The sequence below is a fragment of the Acidobacteriota bacterium genome (genome assembly GCA_016703965.1).
Taxonomy (GTDB): domain Bacteria; phylum Acidobacteriota; class Blastocatellia; order Pyrinomonadales; family Pyrinomonadaceae; genus OLB17.
Window position 1 is genome coordinate 1103593 of the sequence record JADJBB010000025.1, and the last position, 17079, is coordinate 1120671.

At 52.5% G+C, this 17079-nt stretch carries 12 protein-coding genes; 9 read left to right on the top strand and 3 right to left on the bottom strand.

All coding sequences use genetic code 11. The features are described 5' to 3' along the window. Positions 1 to 56: 56 nt before the first annotated feature. The 8 genes from ubiE to IPG22_22615 all read left to right on the top strand — a co-directional run bounded on the left by ubiE (position 57) and on the right by IPG22_22615 (position 7758). Positions 57 to 728, top strand: coding sequence for a bifunctional demethylmenaquinone methyltransferase/2-methoxy-6-polyprenyl-1,4-benzoquinol methylase UbiE (ubiE, locus tag IPG22_22580; GenBank protein ID MBK6591056.1), 672 nt, complete (start codon positions 57 to 59; stop codon positions 726 to 728). A 235-nt stretch (positions 729 to 963) separates the two neighbouring features. Further along, positions 964 to 1944: an ABC transporter permease gene (locus IPG22_22585; GenBank protein ID MBK6591057.1), complete on the top strand. Its 981-nt coding sequence runs from the start codon at positions 964 to 966 to the stop codon at positions 1942 to 1944. 3 nt (positions 1945 to 1947) lie between these two features. After that, positions 1948 to 2757: an ABC transporter permease gene (locus tag IPG22_22590; GenBank protein ID MBK6591058.1), complete on the top strand. Its 810-nt coding sequence runs from the start codon at positions 1948 to 1950 to the stop codon at positions 2755 to 2757. A 15-nt stretch (positions 2758 to 2772) separates the two neighbouring features. Continuing rightward, on the top strand, positions 2773 to 3441 hold the full coding sequence (pxpB, locus tag IPG22_22595; protein MBK6591059.1) for a 5-oxoprolinase subunit PxpB: 669 nt from the start codon (positions 2773 to 2775) through the stop codon (positions 3439 to 3441). A gap of 40 nt (positions 3442 to 3481) precedes the next feature. Continuing rightward, complete coding sequence (locus tag IPG22_22600) at positions 3482 to 4444, top strand: biotin-dependent carboxyltransferase family protein (GenBank protein ID MBK6591060.1); 963 nt, start codon at positions 3482 to 3484, stop codon at positions 4442 to 4444. Positions 4445 to 4472: 28 nt separating this feature from the next. Continuing rightward, positions 4473 to 5213, top strand: coding sequence for a LamB/YcsF family protein (locus IPG22_22605; GenBank protein MBK6591061.1), 741 nt, complete (start codon positions 4473 to 4475; stop codon positions 5211 to 5213). 71 nt (positions 5214 to 5284) lie between these two features. Continuing rightward, complete coding sequence (locus IPG22_22610; protein MBK6591062.1) at positions 5285 to 6472, top strand: divalent metal cation transporter; 1188 nt, start codon at positions 5285 to 5287, stop codon at positions 6470 to 6472. 83 nt (positions 6473 to 6555) lie between these two features. Beyond that, complete coding sequence (locus IPG22_22615; GenBank protein ID MBK6591063.1) at positions 6556 to 7758, top strand: VWA domain-containing protein; 1203 nt, start codon at positions 6556 to 6558, stop codon at positions 7756 to 7758. Positions 7759 to 7826: 68 nt separating this feature from the next. Here IPG22_22615 and IPG22_22620 read toward each other — a convergent pair whose 3' ends face one another. Together IPG22_22620 and IPG22_22625 are read right to left on the bottom strand one after the other, a co-directional pair. After that, entirely contained in the window at positions 7827 to 9140 is a 1314-nt protein-coding gene (locus tag IPG22_22620; protein MBK6591064.1) for a dipeptidase, read from the bottom strand. 23 nt (positions 9141 to 9163) lie between these two features. Continuing rightward, entirely contained in the window at positions 9164 to 10903 is a 1740-nt protein-coding gene (locus IPG22_22625) for a hypothetical protein (GenBank protein MBK6591065.1), read from the bottom strand. Between the two features lie 201 nt (positions 10904 to 11104). On the opposite strand from IPG22_22625, the gene IPG22_22630 reads away from it, so the two are divergent. Beyond that, complete coding sequence (locus tag IPG22_22630; protein ID MBK6591066.1) at positions 11105 to 14260, top strand: glycosyl hydrolase; 3156 nt, start codon at positions 11105 to 11107, stop codon at positions 14258 to 14260. Positions 14261 to 14344: 84 nt separating this feature from the next. Here the strand turns inward: IPG22_22630 and IPG22_22635 are convergent, their stop codons facing one another. Continuing rightward, entirely contained in the window at positions 14345 to 17005 is a 2661-nt protein-coding gene (locus tag IPG22_22635) for a glycoside hydrolase family 3 C-terminal domain-containing protein (GenBank protein MBK6591067.1), read from the bottom strand. Positions 17006 to 17079 lie beyond the last annotated feature (74 nt).

A 17079-nucleotide genomic window follows, 5' to 3' on the forward strand; every position in this document is an offset into this window, starting at 1 on the left:
TAGTGCAAAACGAACTCAACGCAAAAGAAGCGGCTCACGCCAAGGCTGTCCGCGAAATGTTCGCGGGCATCGCCGGGCGCTACGATCTGCTCAACCACGTCCTCTCGCTAAACATAGACAAACGCTGGCGGCGGATCGTTTCTGCCGAACTTCGCGAAATTCTTGATAACCCTGATGCTCGTGTTCTGGATGTCGCCTGCGGCACCGGCGACCTTTCTCTGGAGCTAAACAAGAACTCAAAAGCTAAGATCATCGGCACCGACTTTTGCCGCCCGATGCTTGCATTTGCCAAAACAAAATCCGAGAACGAGGTCCACGCGATACCCTACATCGAGGGCGACGCGATGGGTCTTCCATTTGCAGATGGTGAATTTGACGCGGTGACCATCGCTTTTGGGCTTAGGAATCTTGCAAACGTAAGTGAAGGCCTAAAAGAACTGAGGCGAATTCTCAAACCCGGCGGACGGCTCGCGGTGCTCGAATTTTCGGCACCGATAGTTCCTGGATTCGGGCAGTTGTTCAATTTCTATTTTTCACACGTTCTTCCCCGCATCGGCGGAGCGGTCAGCGGTTCGCGCGGTGCTTATGAGTATCTTCCCGATTCGGTATCGAAATTCCCAAATCAGAAAAAGCTCGCGGCATTGATGGAATCGACTGGATTCGACACTGTAAAATACAAAAACCTGACCGGCGGCATAGCGGCTCTCCATACCGGAACAAAGATCTAAAGGCGAAGCCGCGACTGGAGTGGCAAGCATCCCTGCTTGCCACGCCGCAGATTCCGCGGTGTTACGACGCCTGGTATTTTTCAAGTTGAATGAAGCTAACCCCATAAGCGTTCGTTGAACGCTGGCAAGCAGGGATGCTTGCCGCTCGAGTCGTGCCGCTCCGGTCCTGCCGCCTCACTCGTTTGTTTTCCAACGCCATACATTATAAAATTCAAAGGCTCGCCGGTATTTCTGAATGAAATATAAACTGCTGAATTTTGCCCGCCAGTTCGCCTTGACGCTGCTGGTTATCTGGACGGTCGTATCCTTGGTGACGCTTCTGATCGAAGCGGTTCCGGGCGATCCCGCGACGGTTATTCTGGGCGAAACTGCAACTCAGGAGCAGATCGAGAATTTTCGACTGAAGCACGGATTAGATAAGCCGGCATTCTTTTTTTCGTACGGCTCCGAAAAGGGCGTCGTTTGGAACGGAATGGAAAATCGCTACGCTGAGTATTGGACCGGCCTGCTGCACGGCGATCTCGGCCGCTCGTTCCAAACCGATCGTCCGGTCGCGGACATGATATTTGAGCGCTATCCATCGACGATCAAGCTGGCCATAGCCGCGATGCTCGTTGCGATCGGGATCGCGTTGCCGCTCGGTGTTCTTGCCGGTTCGCGAAAGAATTCGCTGATCGATAACGCCGCGTCATTCTTTGCATTGATGGGAATTTCGCTTCCGACCTTTGTTATCGGCCCGTTCCTGGTTTACATTTTCGCCGTCAAACTCGGCTGGGTCTCAGCAACCGGCAGCTTTTATCCTGAAGACATCATTCTGCCCGCCGTCACGCTCGGAGCCGCTCTTTCAGCGATCCTGACACGAATGGTCCGTTCCAGCGTGATCGAAGAACTGGGCGAAGACTACGTGCGAACCGCCCGTGCAAAAGGCGTCAGCGAACGAAAAGTTCTCTACAAACACGTCTTAAAAAACGGACTGATCCCCGTCGTCACGATCCTCGGTCTGCAGTTAGGCGTCTTGCTCGCGGGTGCGATCATTACCGAGAAGATATTCAATTGGCAGGGCTTAGGGCTTTTATTGTTGGAAGACGGAATTGGGAAACGCGATTACCGGCTCGTTCAAGGCTGCGTGCTCGTAATCAGCATCACTTTTATTTTAGCTAACTCGTTAACGGATTTTGTCTACAGAAAACTTGATCCGCGCATTCGCTTGTCTTAACAAATGTCTCGTCTCGCTTACATCGGATTCATCATCGCCGGCTTGTTTATCCTCGCCGCGATATTTGCGCCGTTTATTGCGACGCACGATGTGACGGCGCAGGATCTGGCGATGCGGTACATTCCGCCGTCGGCTGAGCATTGGTTCGGGACGGACGGGCTTGGGCGTGATGTATTTTCGCGGGTTGTTTTCGGCGCTCGGATCTCGCTTGAGGTTGGGATCACGGTGGTAGTCGTTTCGTCGCTGTTTGGGACCATCATCGGTGCGATCGCCGGATTCTATGGCGGTTTCATCGATAAGTTCCTGTCCGGCTACGTCTTCAACGTATTTCTCGCATTTCCGGGCTTACTGCTGGCTATCGCCTTTGTCGCTTTTCTCGGTGCTGGGCAGGGCAAGCTGATCGCGGCTCTTTGTGTGATAGGTTGGGTCGGCTATGCACGCGTGATGCGAGGACAGGTTTTGAAGGTTCGCGAATACGACTACGTACTCGCTGCTCGAGCGTTGGGAGCGAGCAATATGCGGATCTTGTTCACGCATATTCTCCCAAATGCCGTCCAGCCGCTGATCGTTCAGGCGTCGCTCGGAATGGCAGGAGCGGTCTTATCAGAAGCAACGCTGTCGTTTCTCGGCCTCGGGATACCGCCTCCCGCACCGAGTTGGGGAACGATGATCGAAGAGGCACGGCAATTTTTCAGCAGTTCGCCGCACGTGTTGTTTTTCCCCGGCATCGCGATCGCACTGACCGTGCTCGCGTTCAATTTCATCGGCGACGGCCTCCGCGAATACCTCGACCCAAAACAACGCACCCGATAAATGAACGACGAATCGATCCGCATCTTTCCCCTCGGCGACTCGGCATTGACCGTTGAATTTGGGAATGCGATCTCGCCGGAGTTGAATCGCAAAGCGATCGCCCTCGCTGACCACATAGAAAAAAACCCTTTTCCCGGCCTCGTCGAATCTGTTCCCGCGTATGCCTCGACCACTATTTTTTTTGACCTGCTAAAGGTACGTCGATCGTTCGCAGAATACCCGACTGCCTTCGAAGCGGTAAAGAAATGCGTTCGGGATCTGATCGCAGATCTAGCCGTATCGCCTAATATCGATCCGCGGCTTGTCGAGATACCGGTCGCCTTTGATCGCAAGTCCGATTTCGACCTCGGCTACATTGCCGAGGAGCATGGCCTCACGATCGACGAGGTCATCGAGATCTTCAAGTCAAAAACCTATCGCGTCTATATGCTCGGTTTCCTGCCGGGCTTTAGTTATATGGGCGAGGTCGATGAACGGATCGCGACGCCGCGAAAGCAAACGCCGCGAACTCTGGTTCCGAAAGGCAGCATTGGCATCGCCGGGCGTCAAACCGGTATATACTCGCTCGCGTCACCAGGCGGATGGCAGATAATCGGGCGAACGGAGGTCGAGATGTTCACGCCTGATGCCGCCCGTCCAACATACCTGCAGGCGGGCGACGAGGTGCGATTTGTGAGTGTCTGAGTTTTTTTGGATAGGAAATACAACGAGCGAAGGAAAAGAGTTGAGCTTAACGATCGAAAAACCCGGCATTCTTACGACCATTCAGGACCTCGGCCGCACCAGGTATCGCCGATTTGGCATTAACCCGGGAGGCGTGATGGATCGGACTGCTGTAAGATCGATCAACATTCTGCTCGGCAACGATGAGAATGAGGCAGTTTTAGAGATGCACTTTCCGGCCGCTCAGATCCAATTCGGATCAGACGTTATCTTTGCATTGGGCGGTGCAGAATTCGGCGCGGAACTGGATGGCGTTCCAGTCGAAACGTGGCGTCCGGTCTTTGCGGCAGCAAATAGCAGACTTAGTTTTGGCCGAAAGAATAGCGGCAGCCGCACATACCTTGCGGTCAAAGGAGGATTTAAGCTTGAGCATTGGCTCGAAAGTGCAAGCACGAATCTGGCGGCTGTTACCGGTGGTTTTGAGGGCCGAAAGCTCATGACGGGTGACAGATTGGAACCGCGACAAAGCTATGAGAAACCGCCGCGCAATATCTTCCACGTACGAATTTCACCGTCATTACTGCCGCTCTATAGCTCGTTTCCGACAGTACGGATCATCGCGGGAGCAGAATTTGAACGCCTTTCCGCCGCGAGCCAGGTTCTGCTCAAAGATCAGGATTTTTTGATATCGAACGCGTCCGACCGAATGGGTTTTCGACTCTTGGGTAAGCCGATCTCGCTAGCCAAGCCCCTCGAGTTGCTTTCGTCGGCGGTTGATTTTGGAACGATACAGCTTCTCCCGGACGGCCAGTTGACCGTGCTAATGGCGGACCATCAAACAACGGGCGGCTATCCGCGACTGGCTCATGTGATCTCACGCGACCTTCCGCTGCTCGCTCAGCTTTGTGCAAATGACAAAGTGGCATTCCACCTCGTCGACGCAACTCACGCCGAGGAACTGGCTCTGGAATTTGAGAGAGATTTGGATCTCCTACGAGTTGGATGTCAGTACAACCGGCGATAGGCGGCTGGTACTGACCGATGATCAAAAGATGAAATGCATAGATCTAAACTGCGACCTGGGCGAAGGCTGCGGCAACGACGCGGAGCTAATGCCGCTCATTTCGTCGGCAAATATCGCTTGCGGTTACCACGCCGGCAACATAGATACGATGAAGAGAACCGTCGATCTCGCCATTGAACACGGCGTCGCGATCGGGGCTCATCCGGGTTATCCGGACCGGGAGAATTTCGGGCGAACATCGATGAATTTATCGGCGGAGGACACTCGCGACATCATTGCCGATCAGATCAGAAAACTCACCGATATCACAAATACGGCTGGAGCTTTGGTATCACACGTAAAACTGCACGGGGCGTTGTACAATCAGTCAGCAAAGGACGCAGAGCTTGCCGCCGTTATCGCTAAGACGGTTCACGGTATCGACCCAGAACTAGTGCTTTTTGGGCTTTCCGGCAGCCATTCGATAAGGGAGGCTAAAAAAGTCGGGCTCAGAACCGCGTCGGAAGTGTTCGCAGACCGTACCTATCAACCCGACGGTTCGCTTACACCGCGTTCGCAAAATAATGCTCTTATCACGGACGAGAATTCGGCGGTAGAACAGGTTCTCGATATGGTCAAGTACGGCCGAGTCCGGTCAACTGATGCCATAATGATATCGATCGAGGCGGAGTCGGTTTGTATTCATGGCGATGGGAAGCGTGCGGTGGAATTTGCTTCACTGATCCGTCGACGGCTGGATGAGAGCGGAATTTTGATCAAAGCTATTTGATCGCTTCAATATCAAGTTTCACACCGGAGGATCCGGTGCTGCGGCCGAGGGCGGCTGCGTTCCCGGCAATAATGGCTGAAGAAAAACCAAGATCTATAACCTCCGTTATTTTCGGAGCGGCGTTTCTGATGGCTACATCGGCCGTCGGGCCGGGATTTTTGACGCAGACCACTGTTTTCACGAAGCAGCTTCTTGCGAGTTTCGGTTTCGTCATTTTGCTCTCCGTGATTCTTGATATTTTTGCCCAGCTGAATATCTGGCGCGTTCTGACCGTTAGTGGCAAGCGCGGGCAGGATGTTGCTAACGAGACACTTCCGGGCAGCGGTTATGTTCTTGCAGCATTAGTTGCTGCTGGCGGATTGGTCTTTAATATCGGCAACATAGCGGGTACCGGACTTGGGCTGAATGCCGCGCTCGACATTCCGGTCGAGTATGGAGCGGTCATCAGTGCGGCCGCCGCGATCACATTGTTTTTGTTCAAAGAAGCAGGCAGGGCGATGGACCTTTTCGTAAAGATCCTCGGCGTCGTCATGCTCGGCTTGATAGGGTATGTCGTTTACGCGTCTCATCCGCCGCTTGCCGAGGCGGCGTTTCGCACGGTGTGGCCGACGCAGATCGATCCGAAAGCGGTCGTGACGCTTGTCGGCGGCACGGTCGGCGGATACATAACCTTCGCGGGTGCACATCGGCTGATCGACGCGGGAATCACGGGGAAAGAGAATCTGAAGGAAGTAAGCCGCGGCGCGTACTCGGGGATATTGCTTACGGCGATCATCAGATTTTGCCTCTTTCTGGCCGCGTTGGGAGTGATCACGCTGGGCCTGGCCATCGATGATAAGAATCCGCCGGCATCGGTCTTTCAGAATGCGGCGGGCTCGGTCGGGCTTCGCGTTTTTGGCGTTGTAATGTGGGCTGCGGCGATCACTTCGGTCGTCGGTGCGGCGTTTACATCTGTATCATTTCTAAAGACCTTTCATCCGTCTCTGGAACGGCGAAGCAATCATCTCGTGATCGCATTCATGCTCGTTTCCACAGCAGTATTTTTACTTCTCGGCAATCCGGTCAAGCTGTTAGTTCTCGCGGGTACCGTTAACGGTTTCATCCTACCGGTCGGCCTCTCACTGATATTGATCGCGTCTCGCAAGACAAGTCTGCTTGGCGATTACCGCCATCCAATGTGGCTCCAGATCGCCGGCTGGGCGGTGGTTGCGGTTATGCTTGGGTTTAGTATTTCGACGATAGTCACGATGCTCGGATAATTGATTCGATCTCTTCGCAAATTTTGTGCATCAAATGGTCGAATACCGACGTCTTAACTTTAATAAGAGGCTTTTTTCAGATTATGTATCGACTTTTGGGTTTATTCGTCGCCGTTCTATTTGGTGCTTCTGTTATATCGGCTCAGTCGGGCCGCCGCGTCTCACCGACACCGACACCCGAAACGCAGTCCAGGCCGAAAGACGACCCGTCAGAATATTCGGAATCAAAACCGAGAACCAACCGGACCGTGCGTCCGGCCGAAAGGTTCCCGGGCATCGGCCTCGGCACGAATTCAAAAACTGCCCCAGCCCCGGCGGCAACCCCGGCCGCGGCCGATGCTAAAGATGATGGCGAAACGCTCCGTATCGAGACAAACCTGATCACGATACCTGTTTCCGTTTTTGATCGTAACGGCCTTTACGTTCCGGGATTGCGGCAAAACGATTTTAAGATATTTTCTGATGGCGTCGAGCAGGAGATCGCGTATTTTGGCACCTCTGATAAGCCTTTCACGGTTGCGATCGTGATCGATGTCTCACCTTCGACGGCCTACCGGATCGAAGAGATCCAGCGGGCTGCGATGGCTTTCGTAAATCTGCTGGAACCGCAGGACAGCGTGATCGTGATCGAATTTGACCATAGCGTGAGTGTCCTGACCGAGGTCACAAAGGACCGCGAAAAAATCTACAAAGCGATCAGAAAGGCGGATTTTGGCGATGGAACATCGCTCTATAATGCCGTTGACGAAACTCTGCGAAAGCAATTAAGCAGAATTCAGGGGCGAAAGGCTGTGGTCCTTTTCACAGATGGTGTCGATACGACCTCTCGCAAAAATAGCTATGAAAGTACACTAAGCTATGCGGAAGAAACCGATTCGCTCGTTTTCCCGATCTATTACAACACCTATTTTGATAATCGAGCCCGTTCCGGAGGCACGTTCCCGCCGATCTTTGGCGGCGGCGGAGGTGTCTTTCGCGGAACCAGCTCAGAAGATTACGCTCTCGGACGCCGCTATCTGGAAGAATTGGCGGACGCCACCGGAGGACGCGTCTTTCGTCCCGAGGCCACGCCGGGCGGGCTCACCAGAGCTTTCGAAGGTATAGCCGAGGAACTGCGTCGCCAGTACAACATCGGTTTTGTTCCGTCTGAAGAAGGTAAACCGGGGCAGCGGAAATCGATCAAAGTCAGGGTGAATCGGCCGAGTCTTATCCTCCGAGCAAGAGATAGTTATGTTGTTGGGACCGCGGCGGGAGCTCCGGCTATGGTAGATAATACGAAAAAGTGACAGTCATCAAATTAAAAAAGTCGCCAATGTTATTAAAACACTGGCGACTTTTTTTGCCTTAAGAACGTCTATTTTTCGCTCTGCATCTTCTTCGCAACCTTCTGAACCTGATCTAAAACACGAAGCAAATTGCCGCTCCACAATTTCTCGATCTGCTGTTTGGTATAACCGCGGCGGACGAGTTCGAGCGTGACGTTGAATGTCTCAGCCGCACTGTCCCAGCCTTCGACGCCGCCGCCGCCGTCAAAGTCTGAGCTGATGCCGACGTGGTCGATACCGATCTTCTTTACGAGATAGTCGATGTGGTTGACGAAATCCTTGACGTTAACGTCAGGTGCGGCATCCTTTAGTCGCTCCTTGACGATCGGGTTGACCTTGGTACGAAACGCCTGAGCTTTCTGCTGATAAGCAGCCCGTTCATCAGCCGGCAACTTCATCGCATCCGCTCGATCAAGCATTTTGAAGCCTTCCGCAGCCGCCAGGTCCTTCATGATCTCGGTCGATTTGGCCGCACGCAGTTCGCTCTTCTCTTTGCTAACATAGCTTCGGAATGCCACCGCCTGCACAACGCCGCCGTTCTTTCTGATCGCTTCAAGCTGCTCGTCGTCGAGATTGCGGCTGTGATCGCAGAGTGCTCGTGCTCCGGAATGTGACGCTAGGACTGGTGCACGTGACAACGCTATCGCCTGGAGATTTGACTGCTTCGACGGATGCGAAACATCGATCATTATTCCCCATTTGTTCATCTCGACGATCGCTTTCTTGCCAAGGTCGCTAAGACCGTTGTGAAGCCACTTGCCGTCCGCCTCGCCGGTATTCGAATCAGCGAGTTGACTGTGGCCGTTGTGGGCGAGCGACATATATCGAGCCCCGCGATCGGAAAACATTTTGATCCTACTCAGATCAGTTCCGACCGGATAGGCATTCTCAACCCCGATCATCGCGACAAGTTTACCGGATTTGACGATGCGGCGAACGTCGTTCGAGGTCAGTGCAAGCTCGATCTTATCCGGAGCGATCTTTTCGGTCAGACGATGGATCGCGTCAAATTTGTCGATCGCATTGTCGTAGGCTTTTTTGTATCCATCTTCGGTCAGTTCGCCCTGGCCGGTGTAAACGATCATCCACGAAACGTCGAGCCCGCCCTGCCGCATCTTAGGCAGGTTGACCTGATTCGGCAGATCCTGCGTATAGTTGACCTTGTCGGTAAAATTGCTTGTGTTTATATCGTTATGCGTGTCGAGCGTGATCGCGTCGGCGTGGATCTTCTTTGCCTTCGCGATCAAGGCGGCTTCATCGGCTCCGCTCTGAGCACTAACAGCAACGCCTGACGACGCGATAAAAATGGCTGCAGCGGCGAGCGCTGCAATTGATCGTTTCATATTTTCTCCTGATCTTCTAAAAATCATTTTACGGGTTTCTCATCCTCGATCTCGGTACACTCTTCGTCGTCATAGCTGCCGTCCTCGTCCTCATCGTCCTTCGCGCAGATGCCACCCTTACCGTTCCAGGCTCCGAAGTTGAGAACGTACGTGTTCTTATCGCCGATATCCATGTCATATTCCTCAAAGACATCGACCTTGCCATTTGGATTTGTGCGCGAAATGACCACATCGTACTTGTCCTCGTCACCGTCGTCGTCCTTGAAATATATCAGGCCTTTATCAGGATCCAGTTTCATTGAGACGGTCTTGCCGGATCTCAGTGTTATGCCGCCGATCTCGAATTCGTAACTTGGCTTATTTTCCCCGCTGTCGGTCGCTATGTAAAGCGACGGAGTTTCGCCGTCGGCACTCGCCGTAAATGAAAGTTCACGGCCATCCTGACTCACAGTCATATTCAGGCTCTCGCCTTTATCTACTGATATATCTTCGAATCCGACGACAAACCCCGGGCCATAGACCTGAAGATCGGACATATATTCCGAGTCCGTGCCGTGAACACTTATCTTGTAGGGCTTCTTGTTGGCTGGGTTCAGCGGAAGAAGATACTCAGGAGCATTGTCGATCTCACCGTCGCCGGCAACAAGGTTCTCAACCGCACCCGGTATCTCATTTAACGTCACCTTTTTCACCGGGTCGTAGCCGATACGCTTGCCGTTTGCATCACCGATCATCAGGTCGACGTCGCCTGACGTTGAGATATTGATAGTATCGGGCTGAGCCTGCTTCCTGGCGCCGGGAACGAACGAGGCATTCATGAATGTCGGTACCCGTGAGCTAAAAACACTCGCTTCCCCATCGGTATCGCCCTCGTCCTCATCGCAGAACGGACACTCATAGCGAGCTTTTGCGCGGTCCGAAAGCCGCTTCAGCGCAAGCGTGTTAGAAGCCGCATTACCAACGTAATCGCGTGCAGTTTCGGCAGGATTATTCGCCGTATGATATCGCCACGTTTCCGTTTTTGTATTGATCGTTACGTACTTTGTCTGGCCCGGATAATTATTGTCGTAGACATGGATCCGGTAAATACCTTCATCATCCATCTCTTCGATCGCGATCGGCAGGATGGAATGGCCGCGAGTATATTTCCCGGCTTCCTTCATCCAAACTTCAAGTGTGTAAAGCTCTTTCTTCGTTTCCATCGAGTCCTCGATCATCTGCAGGATCTCGGATGGCTTTTTCTTAAATGTCGGCGTTCGCCAAAGGTATGTTTCCTTAAGGAACGTCAGCGTTTGATAGAACGAAACATAATTGCTCGTCAGCTGGTCCTTTTTAAGGTCGAAGAGGTTAACCGCTCCGCGTTGAAAATCGGACGGTTTTTTGCGGCCTTTGAACGGCCGGCCGACGAACATTCTTAGGCTCGAAACCGAAAATCCGTCGCAATGACCGCCATTCATTTTCTCGATCGTCTCTTCGATCCACCGGTCAGCAGTTTCGTAGAGAACGCAATCATTGGAAGTGCTGCCTTCAATGCAAACGTTTTCGGCACCAAATATTCTTATCAGATCGTCCTCGGTCAGGTCCTCATCAAAATCCGGATTCTTGCCAAAGTTACGGAATCCAAATCCATGTATTTTCGGATCGAACCCGATCGAGGCAATTATCTCGCCATCTCTGGCGGGTGAATCGTTATTGGCAAGAATAATTGGCGGCAGCAGAAGTAAAAACGCGATCGTGAAGCTAAAAATCCTCGAAAGAGTCATAGAAAATGGGTCCTCTCAGTGTTGATTGGTAAGTCCTGACGCGAGAAATTATAGCAGTAGTACGCCGGAGGGCTAAACCGGGAACGCATATCAGTAAACGGTGTCGGCATTTTTATGAAACTGGTTTATAATCTTCTCGTTCCACCTGAAAATTTAGAAAGATACCGCCCGTTTGTTACAGAACGCGTTGCCCGAATACTTATGCAAAAGCACCTTCTATTACTATTTCTCGTCGTTTCAGGTCTTTTCAGCGTGCATTCTCAGACTTCAACGGCCGCTGACGATTACAACAGTATTTTCAAGCCCGTGAAATGGCGCTCGATCGGACCATTTCGCGGCGGGCGTTCGAATTGCTCAACCGGAGTGATCGGTGACCCCAAAACGTATTACATGGGCACGACGGGCGGCGGTTTATGGAAAACCGACGATATGGGCATCAGCTGGCGCAATATTTCAGACGGTTTCTTTAAGACCGGAACGGTCGGTGCGATCGCGGTTTCAGAGAGCGATCCGAATGTAGTCTATGTCGGAATGGGCGAACACGCCGTTCGCGGGGTGATGACGCACAGCGGCGATGGCGTCTATAAATCAACCGACGCCGGGAAGACCTGGAAAAAGATCGGCCTCGATCTGACGCAGCATATCTCGCGCATTATCGTTCACCCCAAAAATCCGGATGTTGTGTATGTGGCGGCTCAAGGAGCCTTGTACAGCAAATCTCAGCAACGCGGCCTTTTCAAATCGACGGACGGAGGAAACACTTGGAAAAACACTCTTTTCGTGGATGATAAAACCGGTGCCGTCGAGCTCTCGATGGATGCCAACAATCCCCGGATAATGTACGCCGCAATGTGGGAACACGGTCGTTTGCCCTGGAAAGTGATCAGCGGCGGCCCCGGCAGCGGTCTGTATAAATCCACCGACAGCGGCGAAACCTGGGAGAAGATGAAGGAAGGACTTCCTGACGATATGGGTAAGATGTCGATCGCCGTCGCCCGTTCGAACTCAGAAAAAGTCTATGCCTTGATCGAAAGCGATTCGAACAAGGATGCCCGCGGGCTTTACGTATCAAACAACGCCGGCAAAAGCTGGAGCCAGGTCACCAACGAACCTGAGCTGGTCCAGCGTGCATGGTACTACATCGAGCTTTTCATCGACCCGAAGAACGAGAACACGATCTACGTATTGAGTGCTCCGGCGCTTCGCTCAAATGACGGCGGCAAAACCTGGGAGAATCTTTCGGGAACTCACGGCGATTATCACGACCTGTGGATCAACCCCGACAACTCAAACAACTTTGTCATATCAAACGACGGCGGAGCCGCGATCACTTTCAATAAGGGTAAGAGTTGGAGCACGCAAAGCAACATGCCGACCGCGCAGTTTTACCGCATTAACGTCGATAACCAGTTCCCGTACCGCATTTACGGAGGCCAGCAGGATAATACTTCGGTATGTATTGCGAGCCGCGAACTTGGCGGCGGCGGTATTTCGCCAGCGAGTTGGACCTCGTCGGCGGGCGGCGAAAGTGCTTTTCTCGCGTTTGATCCGGATGATCCGCGATTCGTTCTCGGCGGCAGCTATCAAGGCACCATTGAGGTTCTCGATGACAAAGCCAGTGCCTCGACCAACATCATGGCGGCTCCGATCCAGTATCTCGGCATGGATGCCAAGGACATGAAGTACCGCTACAACTGGAATGCCCCGATCGTGTGGGATAAGCATGACAAGTCCTTTTACCACGGCTCACAATACGTTCTGAAAACGACAGACATGGGCAAGACCTGGAAAGAGATCTCACCCGACCTGACCCGAAATGAAAAGGAAAAGCAGGGTAAAGGCGGCGGACCGTTCACGAACGAAGCCGTCGGTGCCGAAAATTACGGCACACTGGCTTACATCATGGTCTCGCCTCTAGAAAAAGGCGTGATCTGGACCGGCAGCGATGATGGCTACGTCCAATTGACCCGTGACGGTGGAGCAACCTGGAAAAACGTAACACCTCCCGGCCTCGCCGAATGCCTGATAAACGCGATAGAGGTTTCGCCCCATGACAAAGCGACCGCATACATCGCGACAACCCGTTACAAATTCAACGATCACGCACCCGGCCTCTATAAGACGACGGATTACGGCGCAACATGGACGAAGATCGATAACGGTATCCCGGGGAATGCCTTTACAAGAGTCGTGAGAGAAGACGAAGTCCGCCGAGATCTACTCTTCGCAGGAACCGAACTCGGCGTGTTCATCTCCTGGAATGGCGGTCGTGATTGGTCACCCTTTCAGCTGAACTTACCGGTCACACCGATCACCGATCTGCGCGTTCATAAAGGCAACCTGATCGCCGCGACCTCGGGCCGGTCATTCTGGATACTCGACGATCTTTCCATGATCCGGCAGTACAAGAAAGAGATGCCGGCGTTCTCGTTATACAAGCCCGGCGATGCGTATTTGGTTAACGGCAGCAGCGAACTTAACGGCTCGGACATTGATTTCAACGGAACGAATACCTTCCGCGGTGTGAACCCAGCAAATGGCATCGTCCTGTATTACAATCTGCCCGAACTCAAGAAGGATGATATCGTCACTCTCGATGTCACTGATGCTGAGGGCAAGCTCGTCCGAACCGTCTCGTCAAAAGCCGATCCCAAATATCGACGCTGGGATGGCGGCCCCGGGCCTGAACCCGTTCTTCCAAAGAACAAAGGCCTAAACCGCTTTGTCTGGAATATGCGCTATCCGACGATGCCCGGCGTTCCCGGTGTGTATATCGAAAGCAGCTACAGCGGTCACAAAGCAGCACCCGGAAAATATACATTTACGCTAAGGTCAGGTTCGCAAATGCTCACGACAGAAGCCGAGATCCTCGCGAATCCGCTTTACCCGACGACGGCCGCCACATACAAGGAGTATCACCTCGCCATGTCCAGTATGGAAGCAGAACTAACCACAATGCATCGAACCGTTAACAGCCTATACGAAAAGCAAAAGCAGCTCGAAGGCGTCCTCGCTTCATTGCCCGCTGGCGATAAATATGCCGCAGTCAAACGCGATGGAGAAGCTCTGCTCAAGAAGATGAAGGCGTGGGACGAGGAAATGGTTCAGCGCAAATCAAGAGCATACGACGACGTCGAGAATTTCCCGAATAAGTTCACGGCTAACTATCTATTTCTGATAAACCAAACAGAAAGTGATATTCCACGCGTAAACCAGCCGAACACCGACCTGCTCAAGAAGCTCACCGCCGAATGGTCGGCTCTCAAAGCAAAGTCGAACGAAATGCTTAACAAGGATATTCCGGCCCTAAACAAACAACTCTGGGATGCCGGATTTGGGGCGATCTGGAAAGACTAGCCGATAACTGATCCCATAAATTCAGGCCACCCGACGGCTAGGGCGTCGGGTGGCCTTTTGTTTTAATATCGAGTCGAGCATGTTCTACTTTTCCGGTAATTCGATCGCCTTGCCAGTAACGGTAAACTTCCCTGACACTGTTCCCGTCGTTCGGGCATCAGCATTTCCGGCCGATCCGGGCTGTTTGCCTCCAATGCTGATCTCAAAATCACCGGGTTCGATGATGCGTCTTCCTGCATTGTCGATCAAAGACATTTGTCTGGGCGTAAGCGTGAATGAAACTGTTCGCTTCTCACCCGAGCGAAGGCCGATCCTGGAAAAGCCCGCGAGAGAACGTATCGGAACCGGAACCGATGCCCCCCGATCGGTAATGTAAAGCTGCACCACTTCGTCGCCTGCGATCGTACTAGTATTTTGCACGACCGCGCTAACGCTGACATTCGAACCGGCTTTCAACGATTTCGTCACTTTCAGATCGCTGTAGGCGAACTTCGAATAGCTCAAACCGTAACCGAATGGGTAGAGTGGCTCGCCGCGAAAATACCGATATGTGTGACCTTCCATTTTATAGTCATCGAACGGCGGGAGTTGGTCAACCGACTTATAAAATGTGACCGGAAGCCGTCCGGCGGGATTATAGTCGCCAAAGAGAACATCGGCGATCGCCGTTCCTCCAAATTGTCCGGGATACCACGTTTGAAGTATCGCCGGTGTATTCTCGCTCGACCAATTTACTGCGATCGCACTACCTCCCATTAGAACGAGAACAACCGGCTTTCCGAGGGCTTGAATGTCTTTGATGAGCTGTTCCTGCGGCTTCGGCAAAACAATATCCGTACGGTCGCCGCCCTTGAATCCTTCGATATTCACGTCCATTTCCTCGCCTTCGATCGATGGCGAAAGCCCCATCACCATAACAACGGCATCTGACTGTTTTGCCTTTTCCATCGCGTCAGCCCGAAGCTGTGCCTGCTTTGCCGGAGCCGCCCAGACGAGCTTAGCCGAAGCGAAATGATTCGCGTTTTCCTGATACTCAATTCGAACGTCATAGCTGCGTCCAGCGGTAAAATCAAAGTTTTTGAGTACGTTACGAGTCCGCTTGTTTGTCGTCTCTTCTATATACAAGGAACCGTCGATATACATTCGGACCGGTCCGTTGCTCCGCCATCCCAGAGTGTATTTACCGGACTGCGTCGCGGTCAGCTTGCCGGTCCACCGAACTGAGAAATTGTCCTCGCTGACCTCCTGTGCGGGGCTCTGAGCTGCCCAGTTAAAGTCGATCTTAGCATCTGTCCTGACCAATGCCGGCTCACCCTTTAATTCGGCATTGTTGTAATACTCTGCCTTCAGGCCAGGAATCGAACCGTTGGAAAGTGCTGATTCCTCGATAGGTTGAAAGATCACACCGGTTGGAAACATTCCCTCGGAATACAACACCTTGGTCTGCGGCGAAATCTTATTCTTAATGCCGTCGAGAGCCGTGTATGAAACTGAAGGCTGCCCGTTGTAATTGCCAAGTAAAACGTCTTTGTCGTTCGCGTTTGGCCCGATCACGGCGATGGTTTTTATATCTTTCTTCAACGGTAAGGTATTGTTCTCATTCTTCAAGAGAACGATCGATTCTCTTGCGGCCTGTAACGACAGTGCATGATGTGCCGCGGTGTCGTTTTGCGAGAACGCGATCTGTGCATATTTCACCATCTCGGGCGGGTCGAACATTCCGAGCTGAAAACGCATTCGCATGAGGTTTTTGACCGAGACATCGACCTCTGCCTCGGTTATAAGGCCGGATCTAACCGCCTTTACGAGAGATCTGTACTCATTGCCGCACGAAAGATCCGTTGCTCCCTTTACTCCGAGAGCCGACGCCTCTTCAACGGTGGGAACATATTTGTGCCGGATATAGATATCGTCGATCGCACCGCAATCAGAGACGACATGGCCCTTGAATTTCCATTCTTTCAGCAGGATGTCTCGCAGCTTATCGCTCGCACAGGCGGGTTGTCCATTCAGCCGATTGTACGCACACATAATGCCAGCAACTTTGGCCTGGGTTACTAGTTCTCGGAAAGCTGGAAGGTAGGTTTCACGCAGATCACGTTCGCTCGCGATCGCGTCAAACGTGTGCCGATCAGGCTCAGGACCACTGTGAACCGCATAATGCTTGGCAGTCGCGATCACCTTGTAGTATTTTGGATCACTTCCCTGCAGGCCTCTAACAAACGCAGTTCCGAGTTTACCCGTCAGAAACGGATCCTCGCCCCATGTCTCCTGTCCGCGTCCCCAGCGAGGATCCCGAAAAATGTTAATATTCGGACTCCAGAATGTCAGACCATTGTAGCGGCCAAAATCGTTATTCCTGACAGCTTCGTGGTGTTTCGCCCTAGCTTCAGTGGAAACGACATCGGCAACATCGTATATTAGTTTTTCATTCCAAGTCGCCGCCAATCCGATGGCTTGTGGAAAAACTGTCGCAATGCCGGCACGAGCTACTCCGTGCAGCGCTTCATTCCACCATTCGTAAGCCGGTATGCCGAGACGTTCGATTGCCGGTGCGTTGTTCACCATTTGCGAGGACTTCTCCTCGAGCGTCATACGCGAAACCAGATCATCAACCCGCTTTTCAAGCGGCTGTTTTGGATCCTTGTAGAGCGGGGCAGAACTCTGGCTAAGCAGAGGAGTTATTTGGAAAACCAAACAGCTTATTACGGCCCACAAAATCGAAATGCGACGCCCACTTTTCATAATCTTCATAGTTCACATAACTGCTGCGATCGTCGAGGGTTGGATACCTATGTTACGGTTAGTTTCGCTAAAAA